Origin of the sequence: Streptococcus sp. 27098_8_74, assembly GCF_041431705.1 — a bacterium.
Classification (GTDB): domain Bacteria; phylum Bacillota; class Bacilli; order Lactobacillales; family Streptococcaceae; genus Streptococcus; species Streptococcus salivarius_E.
Window position 1 is genome coordinate 1 of sequence record NZ_JAPVYF010000014.1, and the last position, 19185, is coordinate 19185.

Below are 19185 nucleotides of genomic sequence, written 5' to 3' on the forward strand. Positions count from 1 at the left end.
TCAAGCGTTTTTTCTTTTTGTCAAAAGTAATATAATGCACTGTATTTCAATTTAAACTCTACCTTTTTCTCTACCTTTTTCTTAATTGATTTCTGTTCATAATGAGCCAAGTCAACTTAATCTTGATTAAATAATAGCAATATATCTTATCTAATACTTTTCCTGTAATTAATATACTCGGTTAATGTCATAATTGACAAATTTCCAGATTTATCTTCAACAATATATAAATCATTTAGACCTTCATTACTATTATTATCGAGAATACTTTTTGCTTCGATAATTTTTTCTATCGACTCTTGGAGTTCATATTCAGAAATATCGCATGGCACTTCTAAATATATTGTTCCTTTACCGGTATTAGATTTAATGGTCAGTTTAGCAGTTTTTTCATTTTGTTTAGCATCAAGTATAACTACATTCTTTTTTGGCTCTATAATTTCTGTAGTGGGTAAAACCCCTGTAGAGATTATAGAGCTTTTTCAATGTACACAAAAAGCCCCATAAGAACTATAATGAAAAGCGACCAAACCATCATTAGGAAGAACTCATGAGACTTATTAAGAATACCACAGAATTAATCGGAATTAAAGACCAAAATATCAAGATTTCACTTATTTTTGAAACTAACACTCATATCGAGATTCAAGCAAAACTTGATTACCCTGCACCATCATGTCCTCATTGCCATGGAAAGATGATCAAGTACGACTTTCAAAAGCCTTCTAAAATCCCTCTTCTCGAGCAAGCGGGAACTTCAACACTACTACGTCTGAAGAAACGTCGCTTCCAGTGTAAAAATTGTAGGAGAGTCACGGTAGCTAAGACATCAATCGTTGAGAAAAACTGCCAAATCTCCAATCTAGTCCGGCAAAAAGTTGCACAGCTCCTTACTGAAAAGGTGTCACTAACAGATATTGCCAGAAGACTTCGTGTGTCGACATCCACTGTCTATCGTAAGCTTGACCAGTTTACTTTCAAGGAGTATTATGACAAGCTCCCAGCTGTTATGTCTTGGGATGAGTTTGGGTTCAAGAAAGGTGAACTCTCTTTTGTGGCGCAAAACTATGAGACCAACAAACTCATAACCATCCTTGATAATCGCCGTCAAACCACTATTCGAAACCACTTTTTGAAGTACCCATTGAAAGTCCGACAACAGGTACAGTTTATCACGATGGATATGTCTGGAGCTTATATTCCACTGGCTCGCAAACTCTTCACTAACGCCAAAATTGTTCTTGATCGATTTCACATTATCCAGTACCTTGGACGTGCCTTTTTAAAGACAAGAATTGCGATTATGAACCAGTTCGATAAGAAGTCTCTACCCTATCGAGCCTTGAAAAATCACTGGCAACTCTTTCAAAAGGACAGCCGTAAGTTATCTTGTAAATCATTTCACTCAAAGACCTTTGGTCAAACCTTAAGTCCACATGAAGTCGTTAGGAAGACACTAGACTTTTCAGAAGAACTCGCTAATTATTATAACCTCTATCAGCTTTTGCTTTTTCACTTTCAGGAGAAGATGGGGGATGAGTTTTTTGAACTCATAGATGAGAATATAAGCAAGGTCAATCATTACTTCAAAACTGTCTTTAGGACCTTATTTAGACACAAACCATACATCAAAAACGCACTAGAAACACATTACTCAAATGCAAAATTGGAGGGGATCAATAAGCTTATCAAAGACATCAAACGTCTGGGCTTCGGTTTTAGAAACTTTATTAACTTTAGGAAGCGTGTTTTCATCACTCTGAACATACAAAAAGAGAAAACCTATCAGGTTCTCTCTAGATGTTAGCTTTTCGTCACCCACTACAGTTGACAAAGAGCCTCTTTTTTTTCATCTTAGAAATAATCTTAATAATATCTTTCAAAATATCTACACATAGAGCTATTTCAAGATCATTCAAAAAATCATTATTAATCAACATTTCAATAAAAGAATTGAACGAAGCTTGAATCTGATCCCCCTTAAGGAAAGCAATCTCAATGTCATCACTTTTAAATTGTTTTTGAATATCTAACTGTTCGTCAACTGTAAAAAGATCTGGAGCTTTAATTAGTATTCCCTTTGCCATAAATATCCCTCCTTGAATTAATTAATTAGGACTAATGTCTAATTATCAATATTAATACTCTATTCTTTTAGTAATAGCGCTCTAAAATCTGTAGTTTTGTTTAAACTATAGAAGCTAGAGTGCTTTTTATATTATTTTAAAAAAACAAAAGTACAGATTTTACTGTACATCAGAATTTTAATAAGAATTCTGATTTTTTTATGCAAATCCATTTAAAAGCCAAAGGGTGTTTAATTATTATTTATTAAAATATAGATAAATATCATTTGATTAGTATTTGTTAAGTAGGAGTGCTTAATTCAAACGACCTCATTATAATGCTTATCACATACATTAAAATAATAAAAAATTGAAAGAAGGTTGAAAAATAAAAATAACATGCTATAATTATAGCGTCTATATGAATAGGGAACATGGGTAGTAGTAACTCGAAGCCAACCTGTTTGTAATATTTTGACTCTTTTGGGGAGAGTTGAATGATTACTTGTTGGTACTTGGTGCTATGTGATATGGTATTGGGATAGGGTTATCATACCGATGTTTTGATTTGTAAGATGGGGATAGAGCGTAAGTAAAGGGGACGCTCTTTAAAATGGGGAGAAGTTTTTATGAAATATATGTAAATTAGCAATACTGCTGGATTCAAAAACACTTTTATTAGCAAAGCGTTTTTTCTCCTGCAGTTTTTTTATTTATTAAATAGTGTATTTTTAAATTCGGGGGAGAAGACTAGAAAATCTCAAAACAATTGATATCCTTGGATGATATGACTTAGTTTTCTTGTCTTACTTCTTGAATTTTATACGTAATGATAGTCTTTTTATTGAGACCTTTTTCTTTATCTACTTTACATCATTTGCAAAACAAGACCAATAGCGAGGGCATTCCCTTTAATGCTTTTGGAGAAAGGATAACTCATTTTCCTTTTTATTGGGGATAATAAAGTGATAATGTAGAGTCTTATTTGTCAATATTATATTGATTTCGTATAGGTCATAGGGGGGATCTTATGGGAAAATTAAATATTATGGTTGTCTTTGGGACAAGACCAGAGGCAATTAAGATGGCGCCGTTAATTCTTTAGTTGAAAAAACATCAAGAAACCATTAATACTATTACAGTAGTCACAGCTCAACACCGTCAAATGCTTGACCAGGTTTTGGAGACTTTTGAAATAGTTCCTGATTATGATTTGGATATCATGGGAAAAAAATCAATCACTTCAGGAAATTACTTCTAAAATTTTGGCTAATTTTGATCCAGTTGTTAAGAAAGAACAACCTGATTTGGTTTTAGTTCATGGTGATACTACAACAACTTTTGCTGCTGGATTGGTTGCATTTTACAATAAAGTAAGTATTGGTCACGTTGAGGCTGGGCTTAGAACTTATGACAAATATTCACCATATCCAGAGGAAATGAATCGTCAGGTGACGGTTGTGACTAATTCTATCCATCATGCTGTTAAGCTGGTAGATCTCGGTATTAGTACTAGGATTATTGGTGGTAAGGTTAAACATTCAACAGATGCCTCTATTGGAAGTACAGCTCTGGAACAAATCAGACAACTGAATTTTGATTGTGCTTTCATTGGTGCTAATGGAGTTGATGCCAATTATTTCACAATGCCAGATATGGAAGAGGCGGTCATTAAACGAACAGTGATAGCTAATGCGCAAAAAGCCTATGTTCTAGCTGATGCTTCTAAACTTGGTCAGGTTACCTATGCTAAGGTAGCCGAGGTTGAGAAAGTAACCATAATCACAAATGCTTCGGAAGAAGGGCTCCTTAAATAATTAAAAGAGAAAACGAGGGTTATTGAAGTATGATTTATACTGTGACGCTAAACCCATCAATCGACTTCATTGTTCGTATCGACAAGGTAGAGATTGGTGAAGTTAACCGTATAGAGAGTGATGATAAATTCGCTGGCGGTAAGGGTATTAATGTCAGCCGTATTCTACAACGTTTAGGAATTGACAATACTGCTACGGGCTTCATCGGTGGTTTTACAGGACGTTTTGTTACAGACAGTTTGGATGCTGAAGGTATTAAAACTACTTAGAATGGTGAAGCTGTAATGGTATTAGGAAAAGTAAGTGATTTTTTAATCAAGCATCAAAGATTGTTAACGTACTTAAGTATTTTTGCTGCGTTAATGTTATTAATGCGCTTAGTGTATGATGATGTTTTGATTGACCATGATAATCCCATCGTTTTAGCAATCTTTATAGGATTACTAGTTCTTTGGACCCTAGCATCTTACCTTAATCGAAGACAGCATATGCTATCCCACTTTATCTTACAGAGTTCGAAACTTATTAACGTCTATGCTGTAGACTTAGATTATCGTTTTATTGCGGTTAATAAGAATGATATTCGGCTCATGGAAGAAATCTTTTATTTCACTCCCAAAATTGGTGACTTTCCAATGAATTATCTTAATAGTGAAAATGCTGCGCGTTTAAAAGCAAATGTTGATCGTGCGAAAAAGGGTGAAACATTTATATTTATGGATACTATTAAGACAGGCGACAAAACGCTTTACTGGCAAAATATGTATTCTCCCATTTATAACAATCGCCAAAAAGTGATTGGTGTTTTTTGTTTTGTTCTTGATGTTACAGAGCAGAGACTTCATGAACTTGAAATACAGAGGATGGCATACGAAGATGTTTTAACACGGGTTCATAATCGACGATATATTGAGCTTGCTTTTGAGGAATGTCTGACACGTAAAGAAGAACAAATTACGGTTATTATATCTGATTTGGATAAATTCAAGGAAGCAAATGATACCTTTGGACATGCTACGGGAGATAAGATTCTAATTGAATTTGGTGATATTTTAACGAAGATAATGCCTGAAAGTGCTGTAATAGCAAGGTTAGGTGGAGATGAATTTGCGGTTTTACTCCCTGGAGTTTCTGAAAATCAAGCTGAATTTTTAATAAAACTTGTTCAAGCAGAAATGACTCTCAAAGATATGGGGATTACAGCATCTTTAGGTGCTTATACGGACTCTTATCAATCACATAAAAACTTCGTTGATTTTTTTGCAATAGCTGATAAGAAAATGTACGAAAATAAAAGTCAGAAAGGAAAATCAAATGTTTGACATTATTCTAGTCGATAACGGTAGTGGAGCTGATTTTGCACCGTTATTTGCAATAGCTGATAAGAAAATGTACGAAAATAAAAGTCAGAAAGGAGAACGTCGATGATGTTTCAAGATGTTGTTATTGTCATTCCTGCCTATGAACCTGATGACCGTTTGTTGGAACTTTTGAAAAATATTCGGGATAAGGAAAATCAAATGTTTGACATTATTCTAGTCGATGACGGTAGTGGAGCTGATTTTGCACCGTTATTTGCAATAGCGCAGAGTGACTATGCATGTCATTTGCAAAGACATGATGATAATAAAGGAAAAGGTCGTGCTTTAAAAACGGCTATTTCATATATTTTGGACAATTTTCCTAATGCCAAAGGAATTGTGACGATTGATTCTGATGGTCAACATACCTACGAAGACATGATGAAATGTTTGGCTGAATTTTTGCAACATCCTGATAGTTTGGTGCTGGGTGTTAGAACATTTGAAAAATCTGTTCCTTTACGTAGTAAATTTGGAAATTTATTGACAAGAGACGTCTTGGGGGCTATGACAGGTATGAACGTTTCTGATACGCAAACGGGGCTTCGTGTGATTCCTATGTCATGGTTGCCAAAACTCTTAACCGTGGAGGGTGAACGGTATGAATTTGAGATGAATATGTTACTTGAGGCAAAAGAGGACAATATTCTGATTTGTGAAGTTGGCATTGCAACGATTTATTTGGATGAAAATCAGTCGTCGCATTTTGATGCGATTCGTGACTCGATTAGAATTTACAAGGTTTTCTTCAAGTACATTTTTTCAGCATTGTTTTCCTTCTTGGTTGATATTGTTGCTTTTACGATTTTAATTTCTTTGTTTAATGGATTGAGTTTTAGTGCGGTGACGTTAGCTTCGATTTTAGCGCGTGCGATATCATCTGTTGTTAATTTCACCTTGAATCATAAGGTGGTCTTTAAACGAGGTCAATCAAATAGTGCGATAAAATACTTCACTTTGGTGGTAGTACAGATTGTTTTGTCAAGTTTATTGGTAACAGTTCTAGGAAATGCCTTGACGACGCTGCCAATTTCATTGGTGAAGATTTTAGTTGACGGTACACTTTTCTTTGTCAGTTATTTTGTGCAAAAACATTTGATTTTTAGTGGAGGTGAGAATGAAGACTAGTAAGAGGATACTCTATTTCGTTGCATTTGTAACGACTGCCTTTTATTTAACTTGGCGTTTGGTGGCGACTATTCCGTGGCATGATTCATGGTTTGCGCTGATCTTTGGGATTTTATTGTGGGGAAGTGAGGTAGTTTCAGCCATTACAGGCTACATTCTCATTTGGAATAAGCAAAAGGACTTTGAGCTTAAAAAGCCTGAGATTGCTAAGGAGCGTTACCCAGATGTGGATGTTTTGATTGCAACGCATAATGAGGATCCAGAGTTGCTTTATAAGACGATTAATGCCTGTACTTTTATGGAATATCCTGATAAGTCTAAGGTGCATATCTACGTCTGTGATGATACCAATCGTCTAGAAGTTGCCAAATTGGCTGATGAGCTTGGTGTTGGTTATTTTGGTTTGGCGGATAATAAAGATGCCAAATCAGGAAACTACAATAATGCTTTACGTCAGACGTCATCACCTTTGGTGGCGACATTTGATGCGGATATGATTCCTTATCGTGAATTCCTGTTGGAAACTGTGCCTTATTTTGTTGAACAAGTTGAGGCTTATGAAAATGGTGACGATTATGATAAGTCAAAAGTTGGTTTGATTCAAACGCCACAAAGTTTTTACAATGCTGATATTTTCCAATTTAACTTGTTTTCAGAATCAACCTTACCAAACGAACAAGATTTCTTTTCCAAAGAAATTAATGTTTGCAATAATTCGCACGGTGCAGCGGTTTATACGGGGTCTAATACGGTTATTTTCCGCAAGGCGATTGAAGATGTTGGTGGTTTTCCGACAGATACCATTACGGAGGATTTCGAGCTAGGTGTTCGGATGAATGCGGCTGGTTATGTAAATTATTCGACGAAAAGTCCAATGGCTAGCGGGTTAACGCCAACAGATTTGAAGAGTGTCATCAAACAGCGCGCGCGCTGGGGACGTGGCGTTATTCGCAGTAGCTACAATATGAATATCTTCTTTAATCCCAAATTGACAAAGGGGCAAAGAATTGTTTATATTAATGGCTATCTTTATTGGTGGTCTTTCTTTAGACGGTTATTGTATATCTTGGCACCGATTTTATATACGGTTTTCCATGTGCGTGTGGTGGTGTCAAATATCTGGCTACTGTTCCTATTCTGGTTGCCAAGTTACGCATTGACACACTTGTCAATGCGAGAAGTCTCAAAACAATACCGAACACAGGTTTGGGGAGAAATTGTGGAAACGATTTTTGCTCCGTATTTGTTTATTCCCATGATGTTGGAGTCCTTTGGCATTAGCGAAAAAAAATTTAAGGTGACACGTAAGGGAAATGATACGTCGTGGACGTTGTACCTTTATGCGCTTCCTTATCTTGTTTTATGGGGATTAGCCGTTTATGGGTTGGTGACTTTTAACTATGGAAAATTTGGTTCAGAGCTTTTTTATGGAAGTATTATCAGTTTTTGGTTGATTTATCATATCATCAATTTGACCTTTGCGATTTTCTGTGCGCTTGGTCGTCCGATTTATCGCTCAAGTGAGCGTTTTACTGTTGATGAAGCTATGGTTATTGAGGTTGATGATGATTCTTACCAAGTGAGAGTCTGTGATATTTCAGAAACGGGGATTTCATTCTATACGGATTTACCATTGTATTTGCCGAAAGAAAAAGAACTGACGCTTAATTTGCAATCACGTGATTACCATGCGAGGGTAAAAGGTCATGTTGTTCGTGTTTTTGCGATTGATAATGGTTGGCGCTACGGCGTTCAATTTTCAGAAATTCCTGAAGCTGATAAGCGCGAATTTTATCAGTACATTTATGACCGCATTAATCACAATCTTCCGAAGGAAAAAGACCCTTGGATGACAACATGGGATGATTTATTTGAGAACTTTAGTCAACGTTTCCAAAATAATGAACGTCCTGTTTCAGCCTATGACCAAGTAGCTTTTCCGAAAGTTCGTGTTAATGAAGAGGTTCAGGTTGCTGGAAAAAAATGCCAGCTTAGAAAGACAGATTATTATTACATGACATTTTCTGGAAAATTGACAAATCCTAAAAAAGAACCGAATGTCGCATTTACCTACAAAGATTTGCCAATTCAGTTGACTTTTGTGTCCTATGATATTGATAGAGACGAATCGCTTTATAGAGTTACCAATTTAGCGGATTTGGATAGCTTACCTGCTTTTAAAGCCTTAGCAAATGAATGGAGAGGGAGAGTATGATTAGTATTGCTAGATTACTGTTGTTCTTTGTGATTACCATGGGGTACAATGCCTTTTTCCGTAATACTGTGAAGATGAATCGCAGTCTGACATGGGTGTTTACATTTTCAGTCATTACATTGGTATTGTACCTTGGTAGTTTGTTAGGCTTTATGTTGCAGACCGTGTATGCCATTTCTGTTTTGGGCTGTCTTTTGAGTCTTTATTATCTTTGGGCGGTATGGAAAAAGAAATATCGCTTTAGGAGACTTGATTATATTGCGCTTGGAATGATGGCTTATTTGCTTTTGTTTGGAATAACGCTCTGGCATTCACCGCTTTTACATTATGATAATTTTACGCATTGGGCAACGATTGTAAAATTTTTCCATATCAATAATGCTTTGCCAACACAGCAGGATACGATTATTAGTTATTATACCTATCCTGTTGGAAGTTCACTTTTCATTTATTTTTTCACGACTATCGTAGGCTTTTCAGAAGGTAGTATGTTGGTCGGGCAATTCTTCTTGATTGCTTCCAGTCTTTATGCCATGTTTGCGGCACTTCGTGATGATCGACGTGTCTTAATGGTTAGCATGATTTTTGCTTCGTTTGCTGTTTTTAATACGTTCAACGTTGCTATTCGATTAAATAATTTGCTGGTTGATTTTCTGCTTCCGGCCTTGGCCTTGGCAGCCATAGCAGGTTGTTTTGTCTATCGTAATCGTTTCTGGTTTTTGTCGCTAAATACGGCGGTAATTCTTGGATTATTAAGTATCGTCAAAGTAAGTGGACTTTTCTTTGTCGCTCTCGTTTTAGTAGTTTATGTGGTTTGTATTGTGCGTTTACTTGTTCGTAAAAGAGCACGTTTAAAAGCACTAGTGCTGCTCATAATGACCTTGCTAGTCAGCTGTCTTCCTTTTGTTATTTGGCAAAAGCATGTGACGGATAATTTCCCAAATGCCTCAAGTGCCAAGCATGCGGTGTCCATGTCAGAACTTGGTCAGGTATTGACTGGAAATCTGTCAGGCGACCCACAAAAAATTATCACTCTTTTTGTCAAATCGGTGTTTACGTTTGACAGTTTGGCAAGCAATGGAATTTTGATAATCAATCTGATTATGCTGATTGCCTTTATTGTGATTGGCATTCGTTTGAAATATAAGAAATTTGTCTTGTTGACTTGGGGATTTGTTGATATTTCGATTGTGACTTACTATATTGGCATTTTACTCATGTATCTGACAGCAATGCCGACTGATGAAGCGTTAGAATTAGCAGGATTTGAGCGCTATGCTTCGAGCATCGTTATCTTTGCTTTTGGTTGTTTGACCATGGCTTTAGCATGGGTAATGGACAAGTGTCTGTATGAAAAAATCATTAGTAAACGTAATGCTAGGTCTTACAAGAGCTTATTTAATAAACACTTGTACCAATACGCGAGCCTTGTTTTGACAGTTTATGCCATTGGAATGTTCTTGTCAGAAAATAATAGCATTGTTTACAATAACAATCAGGAAACAAACGAGGTCGTAAAAGAAATTCATCAGTTTACTGGAAGTCAGAGTAATTCGTCAACGGATAGAATTTTGGTTGTAACAGCAGATAAGGAGAATGTAGATAATTATTTTGTCCAATATGCTAGTCGTTATTATCTGTGGGATGTCAATGTTGATGCCAGAGAAAATTTTGTGACGGCTGACCAAGAATTTTTAGATTTAATGGCATCATACAGCGACAGCGCAACAAGTTATTACCTCGGCAATGAAAATATCGATACTAGAGATGGTTCCAATTTAACAGACGATGACTTTATTGCACTCTTAAAAACGTATGACGAAGTCTTGATTTTAGATGACCATTATACGTTTAATGCCTTGACGAAAAAACTATTTGGTCGGACATATTCCCCAGGATTGTATAAAGTATCAGATATTCTTGCTGGAAAAGGGTAAGTTTTCTAGCTTTATCAAGCATAAGTCTTGATATTTCAAATAAAATATTCTATTATAACAAAAAATATGTAGAAGGAGGCGGAGTTTGTGACTTCGCCTCTTGTAGTGCTCAAAAGACTTTCTTGAACATTGGAGAGGAAGCTAAGATAAGTCCGTTTGAATTATCTGCTCTACTCATCACACAAAGCGAGGTCCTTAAAAGATACAATCCACGTTCCACACACTCAACACTAGCATAGAAAAATCTCATATCTACAAAAGCAATATCAGATTTTGGTTCTCGTGAACAATCAAAATAGCCCTTTATCTATCTCTTTTATAGTTGTTTTCCCAATATTCCCTTTCACCTTTTCCTATGCCTTCTGGTAGTTGCTTCAAACATTGTCCATACTTTGATATTTAACAATTTCAGTTATTTCAGCCAAAGAAAGTCGATGGGATGCTCTGCTAAAGTCCGTATCGAAGTAATCAACCTCTTCTATTTCAACTAAAATCTCATAATTTTGACCAAGATAATATTTAATTTCAGACGGTACTAACTTCTCTGATTCTTACTGAAGTAAAATAATTGAATTAAAAACCATGAAAATAAGATTTTCATGGTTTTTCTATTACTCAAAGAGGATCTCCTATGACAAAAATAGAAACATTTAGATGGCGTATGTGGCATGTTTATCTCCTTATTTTTATAACCATTCTACTTACAGGTACATTCGTTCGCTATGGTTATAGACTTCAAGCCGATTATTCTTTAGACGATAGACTTTACGACTATACTAACAAAAAAGTTACTGTAACATCCTTTCAAAACGTCAAAATTGGAAACTTTAACGTTTTAGGTGTTAAGTTTGGAAATGAAAAAGCACTGGAGAGAAGTCAATTAGCCGTCGGTCGCACCTATCTAGCCTTCCAAGAATCTAGGTATAAAGCATCTAAACACAAGAAGGACTCTAAAAATTATGATATTATCCACTATTATCAGCTTGGTAAAGATACTGGAAAAGGATACACTATTAATGTACTAGACCTTGCTAAGAAACTAGGATATGATGATCCCGGTTCCATGGATAATACCATGTTCTCCGATGGTAGGAATGAGTTTGTGAAATTTTCATCCTATGACAACGAAAAAGTATTCTATGTCAATTTACGCACCCATAAGGCAACAAAACCAAACCAGCAAAAGTCAGTCAATACTACGAATTTGCTAAACCTTACCGCTATCTCCTTTCAAAGGATAATTTTTCTATAGGTCATAAAGAGGATCCCCTCATTATCAACTCCATGCCCCTTATCTGGACCAAAGAAAGAAATTTTGCTGATTACAAAGATCAAGACAATAACGAATACAGTGACCAATCGCTCAAAAAAAGATTCAGCCTAATTATCGTAACAACTGATTCACTTAATTTGGATGATGCCATTAAACTCCAAAAGGAGTTAACACCAAATAAGGAGGGTATCTATTGGTATTTTACAAGTACTGATACAACGACTGGACACCTCGAGGAAGTTAAAAGTCAAAAAGATTACAACCTACTAGTTAAGGAGAGTCATAACTAATATGGTAAAAATAACTTCAAATACCTTAAAATTACTATGCCCTTGATTTTATTATTGACCATGATTGCTATCTTTTTCTATTACAATGCTCAAGAAAATATTAGAGGTTTTTATAAAACTCGTGGATTTCAAGGAAAGGTGCAGATAACTGGTATCGGATGGGCAGATAAAATTACTTATCGTATGAATAAAGAAGATGAGGTTAAACATTACCTGATTTTCCATATTGATTATCAAGAGACCATTAATAACAAAAAAGAACATGTAAATACTCAACTTCCTCTCCATATTCAAGATTTACTCTATCTTTACATTGCCAGCCCAACAGAAAGCGACTCAGATTTTAATCGCCAAAATAGTGAATATAAGATTTTACCTGATGAAAGAGAATATGGGGACGACTTTATTAAAAAGTCTATTAAAATCAACCCTAGAAATCAAAAATTTATCAATGATATCTCTAAAGCTCTAAGATCCGAGAAAGATTTAAAAAATATTATTGTTCAGATAGAACCTGTACCATACACGACGCTCTATACTTATGAGAGGGGACATTCTAAAGCGCTAGGTGGCTATTATGATTTTTCACTTAAAGATGCTCTACGAAACAAACAACTTACTGTCCAATTGAGTTTTCCTTCTGGTTCCACGACTAAAGAAATTGACTTACATTCTCAATTAGAACAGGTACTTAAAAACTCTGAACTACCAGATGGATGGTATATCTTAAATCAAAATAACGACTTTCCAAAAGAGGTACATATTGATGACAATCAAATTAGAATTAACTGAAGAAAGAACTCAGAGAGAATTATCTGAGGAAGAATGGGCTTTCCCTATTTGGAGATGGGCGGCTTTCTCATTATTTGACACCCTAATCCTAGTTAGTCCCTTGACAAGAGAATTGATTTATCCTGGGGGAAGTGATTCTCGGTTTTACCTAGGTAAATCATTGGGTAACTTGATGCTAGATGATACACAACGCTTCATCTTTATTATTATCATTCTAACTCTTTTGCTACCTGCTTTTGCCTTAATCATAGAAAGCCTATTATTTTCAAAAGGATATCCTCTACTTTCAATAATATGTAGCTGTCTAATTTTTGTTAGTGCAACAGTCCTATTTGTCTACAGTCTCAGTATTGTCCCAGATTTTTGGAGCTTTACTATTTATAGTTATATGCTTTACCTTCTCTTCAACATAGGTAACTCCCTCAGAAAAATCAATAGAATCATCAATCTTAGGCAGAATAACACCAAAGCATAACAGCCTCTATCTACATAATACTCCCCTTTTAGTATAGGAATGACACAAATGAAACAAAAAAATCTTGTCTACTCTGAAGTTGACCACCTAGCTAAAAGCTTCCATATTAATTTTGAAAATCATTTTAGGAATACTCTAGACCCCTGTCTCAGAAATAAATTTCACTCCTTTTGTAGCAAATAAACAATTTAATTAATAGTAAAAAAATCAACATATTACCGTTGATCTTTTATTTTTACTCTAAATCTTTCAGAATATCTGTAAATCTGTGTGTAAACATAGCTGTCATCCCCCATATATTTTCTGTCAAGTTTCTGTAAAAAGGAATATGACGTTCACTATATCCAAAATTGTATTTTTCTCTGTTTTTTACCAAGAAAAATGGGAAATCTTTCGCATCACTCAAGGTAGAAATCACTTTATAATAAATCGGATTCTCTGTCAACAACGTGTCAACATAGATTGTAAACAACCGTTTCACCTCTTCATTTGGATGAATATCCTCCCAATTTTCTATATTTATCTTTCCAACAAAGCAATGGATGGTTCTCCCCTGATGAATCAGATAATCAATCTCTCCCCAAATGTCAATTTGATCAGGAAATAAGTTTAATTCCTCACAAGTTTCTCGTATAGCAGCTTCTTGAAAAGTCTCACCTTCTTCGACACGGCCACCAGGAAAAGAAACCTCACCTGGTTGAGAAATATGCTCACTTCGTACTTGGTAAAGGATTTGATACTTATCAGTTTTTACATCATATATCAAGGGTAAAAGCACTGCATAGCGTCCTTTCTCCCCTAGTGGCTTTGGCTCGTAATGAGCTAGTTTATCTTTAATAGTCATAAGAACTCCTTGACTTCATATTATCATAAAAAATAAGTTATCCCTATTATATAAATTTTTTATATATAAAATATTGACATATCTTTCTAAAAGAGATACACTCAATGTGTAAAATAATTATATATAATTTTTATACATATCCTAAAAGCAAAGGAGCACATTATGTATTTTCCAACATCGTCAATCCTGATAGAGTTCCTAATACTAGCTATTATAGATAGAGAAGACTCTTATGGCTATGAAATTAGTCAAACCATTAAGCTTGTGGCTAATATCAAGGAGTCAACACTTTATCCTATTCTAAAAAAGCTTGAAAAAGCAGGCTATATGACCACTTATAGCCAAGCGTATCAAGGGCGTAAACGTAAATATTACAGTATTACCCAAGAGGGAAAAAATCAACTTCAATTTCTTAATGAAGAATGGTTAACCTATAAAGAAACTCTGGATGGTATTGTAGAAGGGAGATTAAGACATGACAAGGACTGAATATATAGCCAAATTAACAAAATATCTACGAAAATTACCACAAAAGGACTATGAAGAGGCTCTCGAATATTTCATGGAATATTTTGAAGAGGCTGGACCTGAAAATGAAGCTCAGGTTATTGCAGAATTGGGTACACCTAAGGAAGCAGCACATGAAGTCATTAGTCGTCTTCTAGACGAAAAGATTATTGAGGAAAAGAGTAGCTTACGTAATAAAACAACTATCCTCTGGATTGCGATTCTAGCTGTTTTAGCCAGTCCAGTCGCCTTACCAATTCTACTATTCTTCCTAGCTATGCTATTAACACTTCTTGTGGTTATTTTTGCAGTTATAGTGACTGCCTTAGCTCTTACTTTTGCCTTACTCATTAGTGGTATTTACACTTTCTTTACAAGCTTCTCTCTCTTAAATGTTTCACTAGCTTCAACACTGTTTGGAGTGGGTCTAGGTCTATTGATGTTTGGAGGAGCACTCTTACTGCTTTTGATTTCATTTGAAATCTGTAAACTTATTGTAAAGCTAATTACCCTATTGATTAAATGGCTCATCAAGAAAGGAAGAAAATCATGAAAACTTGGAAAAAGATTGTCCTCGGAGTGTCTCTTATCTCTCTATTTTTAGGAGGAGGATTAGTAGCTTGGGGTTATAGCCAAGGTGGCTTAACAGATTTACAAAATAAAACTATAAGTGAGCAAGATTATGTCAAGAAAGAAGTTAAGGACTTCAATAAAATTGATATTAAAAGTAGTAGCTACAATGTGCTTATAAAAAATGGTGAAGTTGACAAAGCAACGCTTTCTTACTACCAAAAAACAAAAAATCCAATTGACACATCTGTAAAGGATGGTCAATTGACTATCAATGATAACAACTCTGAATTAGATTCGACTTCTAACAAACATATTAACTTTTTCGGATTAAAAGATTTAGTAAGGCTTTCTACTCTCAACAAGGAAGTCAGAAATAAAACCATTGTCATTACACTCCCTAAAAAACAAACGATTGATTTTTTAAAGGTTGATTTAGCAACTGGAAATCTAGATTTAAGTAATAGCACCATCAAACAAGCAGACATCAATCTAAATGTAGGGGACCTAACTTTTACTAAAATGATTGTCAGCAACCTAAAAGCTAATCTTGATGTTGGTAGTGTTGATAGTGATCATACACTTTTTACTAACTCAGATTTATCTATTGCAATGGGAGATTACTCTGGAGATAACCTGATTTTCAATGGTCACAATAAACTTGATGTTACATCCGGTGATATTGAAATAGTTCTTAAAGATTACACGCTCAATGTTCAAGCCGATAGTCATTCAGGAGAGGTGGACATCACAAATAACCTTAAGATTTCAAAGGATAACACACTAACTATTACCTCAGACCTCGGTGATATAACTGTTGAATAACATAAAAAGCCAGCTCACATTAGAGCCGGCCTTTAGTTTATTCATTTTCAGACTTTGGTCTATAAATAATAATACCTACAACTACAAAAATAAGTAAGAAAATGAATAACATACGTACTTGATCTGAGATCTGTCCTGTCATTGAAATAGTTTGACGAAGACCTGATACGGAGTAGGACATTGGTAAGAATGGTTGGACGACCTTAAAGAACTTAGGACTAAGTTCAATTGGATAAGTTCCTGCACTAGAACCTAGCTGCAAAAGGAGCATAATCATAGAAGCAAATGCACCATATCTATCATCCCAACCCACAAGAGCTGTAACGAGCGCCATTAAAGTCCATGCTGCAAGGAGAATCATACCAAATGTAGCTAATGGATGATTTGGTTCAACTCCCACAAATCGAATGGCAATATAAAGGGCAATTGCAGCCATAGTCGTAATGATACCATTGATAAAGAACTTATTCTTAGCCCAATCAAAACGGCTCGTAAAGTTTCTTCCTGTCAAGCTCTTAGCAAAGATAACATTAGTTGAAAGAGCGACAACCATAAGAGAAACAGAAATCATATATGGAGCCATCCCCACACCATTAGTGTCAACCTTATCCTTATCAGTTTTCTTCTCTTTAAGCGGAGCACTAACCATTTTTGCATTGTCTGAGTTTACAGAAACAAGAGATAGTTGCTGATTAGCCTTATTTAATGAATCAGACAATGTGGAAAGGTTAGTTGACAAACTTGTCAACCCATTTGTTAAGGTATTTCCTCCAGTTGCTAATTGTTGAGCTCCTGTATTGAGAGCATTTGTACCACTCTGAAGAGTAGCAAAACCAGTCATTAAACTACTACTGTTAGCATCTAGAGTTTGAGCACCACTGGCAATCGTTGACACAGCACCAGTATAAGTTGACAAACCATTTGAAAGTGCGCTTGCACCTGTTGCTAGAGTACTTTGAGCGGTTGACACACCTGATGCCACTTGAGTTGCTCCTGGTGATAATTGATTGACAAGTACTGAATTGACATTAGCAATATTAGCTTGCATTGATGATACCGTTGATGAAGCTACAGGGAGAAGAGCATTCGCCGAACTTGCAATGCCTGAAATAGACGTTTGTAGAGAAGCCAAACTACTTGAATCGCCGCTACTAGTTGTTGTCGTACCTGTCAAGCTAGATAAAGCAGTTGACATACTTGACACATCAGATGCAATAGTTGAAGCATAACTACTAGCTGTAGATCCTACATTACTAATTGCAGATGTAATCTCTGCTTGTTGATCTGCCGTCAAGCTTTGATAAGCAGCTGTTCCTTGTACCGCAGCCAAATCATTTGCTTTATCAGTTGCACTAGCTGTAGCTATAGAGCTAGCTGCAGAAGAAATATTTGAAAGATAAGTCGCTATTGAACTTGTATCTACTGATGTTGTTGATGTTCCACTTGGTAATGATGTGTTACTTACCGCTGTATTAAGATTTTGAATTGCTGTATTTAAATCAGTTAAATTAGTTGATAGGGTTGACAACTGTGCTTGCTGTTCTTCAGATAAACTTGTTGCTGTAGCCATTTGACTGAGCGCTGTTGACAACGAATCTGCACCTGTAACTAAGGTATTCATGGCCTCTGCTCCTGATACAAATTGACCTGCAGCAGAATTAACAGCCTCAGAGTTCGCATTTAACTGTGACAAAGCGCCTGACAAAGTTGACACACCTGAAGTATAGGCAGACGCGCCTGAACTCAAGGTATCAACACCTGTAGCCAATGTTTGTGTAGATCCAGCAAGAGTTCCTAAGCCATTTGATAAGGTCTGACTCCCAGACTGAAGTGCGCCTGCACCTGCATATAATTGACTAGCCCCATTCGCTGCAGTTCCCATACCACCCTGAAGTTGAGACATACTCCTAAAGACAGCTCCAACATAAGTTGATGTAATATTTTTAGAAACAGTATCCTTCAACTTAGACATGGCAGAATCGCTCATTTTTGAAGAAACGAAGCTATGTCCTGCTGTTGTTTGATAAGAAATTTCCAGTTTCTTGGGATCATTTGTCAAAAGACTTGCTGCATTACTTGAGAGGTTTTCTGGAAAAGTGATTACCATATAGTAATCACCATCCTCAATCCCTTTTTGGGCTTCATTTTCAGTCACAAAGTGATAGTCTAGATTTTTGTTTTTAGACATATTGTCTACCATATCATGACCAATATTCAGAGTCTTATTCTGGAAACTAGCACTCTTATCTTTGTTCACTACTGCCACTGGTAAGTGTTTGACATTACCATAAGGATTCCACATAGAAGACAAAAAGATTAGATTATATAAAGCAGGTATCAATGAGACACCAATAATAGTTATCCAGAGCTTTGGACTTTTAAGAAGAGCCTTTAATTCTGCTAACATATTTCTCCTTTTTAGACATTGTGTTTATTTTTATGATATAATCAATTATAAACTCATTTACCTGAAAATCAATGTTAAACAATCGCTTTTTGGACACATAGTCTAAAAGTGTATAAAAGGAGATTTGTATGTCAAAAGATCAAAGACGCGCGCAAACAAAAAAAGCTCTTTTAGATGCTTTAGTAATATGTCTTGAAGACCAAGATTTCAATGATATTACTACCATTCGTCTGGTTCAAACAGCAGGGATTAGCCGTTCGAGTTTTTATACCCACTACAAAGATAAGTATGAAATGATTGATAGTTATCAGAAAGAGCTTTTCCACAAGCTAGAGTATATCTTCGATAAATATGAAGGAAAGAAAGAGGGAGCCTTTCTCGAAATCTTTGAATTTCTCACTCGTGAAAAGCTCCTATCAGCTCTATTGTCTACCAATGGATCAAAAGAAATTCAAGATTTTCTGATACATAAACTTCAGCGTATGATAGCTGAGGACTTCATTGATCCCACTGCTGAAGAAAGAGCTCTCAAAGGATTCGAGAAAGACTATGCCAGTATTTATTTTGCGCATGCTATTTTTGGCGCTGGTCAAGCCTGGATAAATAAAGGAAAAAAAGAATCACCTCAAGAAATGACAGACTTTCTTCTACGATTTATTCCACAATAAAATAACTTCA

The 19185-nt window shown here is 35.6% G+C and carries 17 protein-coding genes and 2 pseudogenes; 16 read left to right on the plus strand and 3 right to left on the minus strand.

Going from position 1 to position 19185, the window contains the following annotated elements; all coding sequences use genetic code 11:
• The first annotated feature begins 550 nt into the window (after nt 1-550).
• Nucleotides 551-1800, plus strand: a pseudogene (locus O3670_RS06740) (ISL3 family transposase).
• A 14-nt stretch (nt 1801-1814) separates the two neighbouring features.
• Here O3670_RS06740 and O3670_RS06745 read toward each other — a convergent pair.
• Entirely contained in the window at nt 1815-2087 is a 273-nt protein-coding gene (locus O3670_RS06745) for a hypothetical protein (protein WP_371595921.1), read from the minus strand.
• A 1084-nt stretch (nt 2088-3171) separates the two neighbouring features.
• Between O3670_RS06745 and O3670_RS06750 the strand changes: the two genes are divergently transcribed.
• From O3670_RS06750 to O3670_RS06800, 11 genes and pseudogenes are all read left to right on the plus strand, one after another.
• Nucleotides 3172-3327 carry a hypothetical protein gene (locus tag O3670_RS06750; protein ID WP_014635174.1) on the plus strand — a complete coding sequence of 52 codons (156 nt, stop codon included), beginning with the start codon at nt 3172-3174 and terminating at the stop codon, nt 3325-3327.
• Nucleotides 3275-3883: a DeoR/GlpR family DNA-binding transcription regulator gene (locus O3670_RS06755; RefSeq protein WP_037620461.1), complete on the plus strand. Its 609-nt coding sequence runs from the start codon at nt 3275-3277 to the stop codon at nt 3881-3883. Before O3670_RS06750 ends, O3670_RS06755 begins: the two co-directional genes overlap by 53 nt.
• A gap of 29 nt (nt 3884-3912) precedes the next feature.
• A pseudogene (locus tag O3670_RS06760) lies at nt 3913-4146 on the plus strand (PfkB family carbohydrate kinase); the annotation flags it as partial.
• A gap of 21 nt (nt 4147-4167) precedes the next feature.
• Complete coding sequence (locus tag O3670_RS06765) at nt 4168-5205, plus strand: sensor domain-containing diguanylate cyclase (RefSeq protein ID WP_371595922.1); 1038 nt, start codon at nt 4168-4170, stop codon at nt 5203-5205.
• Nucleotides 5206-5307: 102 nt separating this feature from the next.
• Nucleotides 5308-6372: a bifunctional glycosyltransferase family 2/GtrA family protein gene (locus tag O3670_RS06770; RefSeq protein ID WP_084915202.1), complete on the plus strand. Its 1065-nt coding sequence runs from the start codon at nt 5308-5310 to the stop codon at nt 6370-6372.
• The gene (locus O3670_RS06775) at nt 6362-8587 is read left to right on the plus strand and encodes a glycosyltransferase family 2 protein (RefSeq protein WP_084915200.1); all 2226 of its coding nucleotides are present in this window, start codon (nt 6362-6364) and stop codon (nt 8585-8587) included. The genes O3670_RS06770 and O3670_RS06775 overlap by 11 nt, the downstream gene beginning before the upstream one ends.
• Complete coding sequence (locus tag O3670_RS06780; RefSeq protein ID WP_021144738.1) at nt 8584-10524, plus strand: hypothetical protein; 1941 nt, start codon at nt 8584-8586, stop codon at nt 10522-10524. Before O3670_RS06775 ends, O3670_RS06780 begins: the two co-directional genes overlap by 4 nt.
• 631 nt (nt 10525-11155) lie before the next feature.
• Entirely contained in the window at nt 11156-11776 is a 621-nt protein-coding gene (locus O3670_RS06785; protein ID WP_014635180.1) for a hypothetical protein, read from the plus strand.
• A 32-nt stretch (nt 11777-11808) separates the two neighbouring features.
• A complete protein-coding gene (locus O3670_RS06790; RefSeq protein WP_014635181.1) occupies nt 11809-12087 on the plus strand; it encodes a hypothetical protein in 279 nt (92 codons plus the stop codon).
• A 36-nt stretch (nt 12088-12123) separates the two neighbouring features.
• Entirely contained in the window at nt 12124-12879 is a 756-nt protein-coding gene (locus O3670_RS06795; protein ID WP_371595923.1) for a hypothetical protein, read from the plus strand.
• The gene (locus tag O3670_RS06800; protein ID WP_014635183.1) at nt 12854-13354 is read left to right on the plus strand and encodes a hypothetical protein; all 501 of its coding nucleotides are present in this window, start codon (nt 12854-12856) and stop codon (nt 13352-13354) included. The genes O3670_RS06795 and O3670_RS06800 overlap by 26 nt, the downstream gene beginning before the upstream one ends.
• Before the next feature lie 235 nt (nt 13355-13589).
• Here the strand turns inward: O3670_RS06800 and O3670_RS06805 are convergent, their stop codons facing one another.
• The gene (locus O3670_RS06805) at nt 13590-14198 is read right to left on the minus strand and encodes an NUDIX hydrolase (RefSeq protein WP_014635184.1); all 609 of its coding nucleotides are present in this window, start codon (nt 14196-14198) and stop codon (nt 13590-13592) included.
• Between the two features lie 162 nt (nt 14199-14360).
• On the opposite strand from O3670_RS06805, the gene O3670_RS06810 reads away from it, so the two are divergent.
• The 3 genes from O3670_RS06810 to O3670_RS06820 are packed head-to-tail and all read left to right on the plus strand — an operon-like array spanning nt 14361 to nt 16100.
• Complete coding sequence (locus tag O3670_RS06810; protein WP_022496158.1) at nt 14361-14687, plus strand: PadR family transcriptional regulator; 327 nt, start codon at nt 14361-14363, stop codon at nt 14685-14687.
• The gene (locus O3670_RS06815) at nt 14674-15258 is read left to right on the plus strand and encodes a DUF1700 domain-containing protein (RefSeq protein ID WP_014635185.1); all 585 of its coding nucleotides are present in this window, start codon (nt 14674-14676) and stop codon (nt 15256-15258) included. The genes O3670_RS06810 and O3670_RS06815 overlap by 14 nt, the downstream gene beginning before the upstream one ends.
• Nucleotides 15255-16100: a DUF4097 family beta strand repeat-containing protein gene (locus tag O3670_RS06820; RefSeq protein WP_080568076.1), complete on the plus strand. Its 846-nt coding sequence runs from the start codon at nt 15255-15257 to the stop codon at nt 16098-16100. The genes O3670_RS06815 and O3670_RS06820 overlap by 4 nt, the downstream gene beginning before the upstream one ends.
• Before the next feature lie 37 nt (nt 16101-16137).
• On the opposite strand, the gene O3670_RS06825 is transcribed toward O3670_RS06820, so the two are convergent.
• A complete protein-coding gene (locus tag O3670_RS06825) occupies nt 16138-18507 on the minus strand; it encodes a YhgE/Pip family protein (RefSeq protein ID WP_371595924.1) in 2370 nt (789 codons plus the stop codon).
• Between the two features lie 128 nt (nt 18508-18635).
• On the opposite strand from O3670_RS06825, the gene O3670_RS06830 reads away from it, so the two are divergent.
• The gene (locus tag O3670_RS06830; RefSeq protein WP_048790837.1) at nt 18636-19175 is read left to right on the plus strand and encodes a TetR/AcrR family transcriptional regulator; all 540 of its coding nucleotides are present in this window, start codon (nt 18636-18638) and stop codon (nt 19173-19175) included.
• Nucleotides 19176-19185: the final 10 nt, after the last annotated feature.

Coding starts and splice junctions, on each gene's coding strand:
- O3670_RS06745 (WP_371595921.1), bottom strand. CDS start 2,087: ATGGCAAAGGGAATACTAATTAAAGCTCCAGATCTTTTTACAGTTGAC.
- O3670_RS06755 (WP_037620461.1), top strand. CDS start 3,275: ATGATTTGGATATCATGGGAAAAAAATCAATCACTTCAGGAAATTACT.
- O3670_RS06765 (WP_371595922.1), top strand. CDS start 4,168: ATGGTATTAGGAAAAGTAAGTGATTTTTTAATCAAGCATCAAAGATTG.
- O3670_RS06770 (WP_084915202.1), top strand. CDS start 5,308: ATGATGTTTCAAGATGTTGTTATTGTCATTCCTGCCTATGAACCTGAT.
- O3670_RS06775 (WP_084915200.1), top strand. CDS start 6,362: ATGAAGACTAGTAAGAGGATACTCTATTTCGTTGCATTTGTAACGACT.
- O3670_RS06780 (WP_021144738.1), top strand. CDS start 8,584: ATGATTAGTATTGCTAGATTACTGTTGTTCTTTGTGATTACCATGGGG.
- O3670_RS06785 (WP_014635180.1), top strand. CDS start 11,156: ATGACAAAAATAGAAACATTTAGATGGCGTATGTGGCATGTTTATCTC.
- O3670_RS06790 (WP_014635181.1), top strand. CDS start 11,809: ATGCCCCTTATCTGGACCAAAGAAAGAAATTTTGCTGATTACAAAGAT.
- O3670_RS06795 (WP_371595923.1), top strand. CDS start 12,124: ATGCCCTTGATTTTATTATTGACCATGATTGCTATCTTTTTCTATTAC.
- O3670_RS06800 (WP_014635183.1), top strand. CDS start 12,854: ATGACAATCAAATTAGAATTAACTGAAGAAAGAACTCAGAGAGAATTA.
- O3670_RS06805 (WP_014635184.1), bottom strand. CDS start 14,198: ATGACTATTAAAGATAAACTAGCTCATTACGAGCCAAAGCCACTAGGG.
- O3670_RS06810 (WP_022496158.1), top strand. CDS start 14,361: ATGTATTTTCCAACATCGTCAATCCTGATAGAGTTCCTAATACTAGCT.
- O3670_RS06815 (WP_014635185.1), top strand. CDS start 14,674: ATGACAAGGACTGAATATATAGCCAAATTAACAAAATATCTACGAAAA.
- O3670_RS06820 (WP_080568076.1), top strand. CDS start 15,255: ATGAAAACTTGGAAAAAGATTGTCCTCGGAGTGTCTCTTATCTCTCTA.
- O3670_RS06825 (WP_371595924.1), bottom strand. CDS start 18,507: ATGTTAGCAGAATTAAAGGCTCTTCTTAAAAGTCCAAAGCTCTGGATA.
- O3670_RS06830 (WP_048790837.1), top strand. CDS start 18,636: ATGTCAAAAGATCAAAGACGCGCGCAAACAAAAAAAGCTCTTTTAGAT.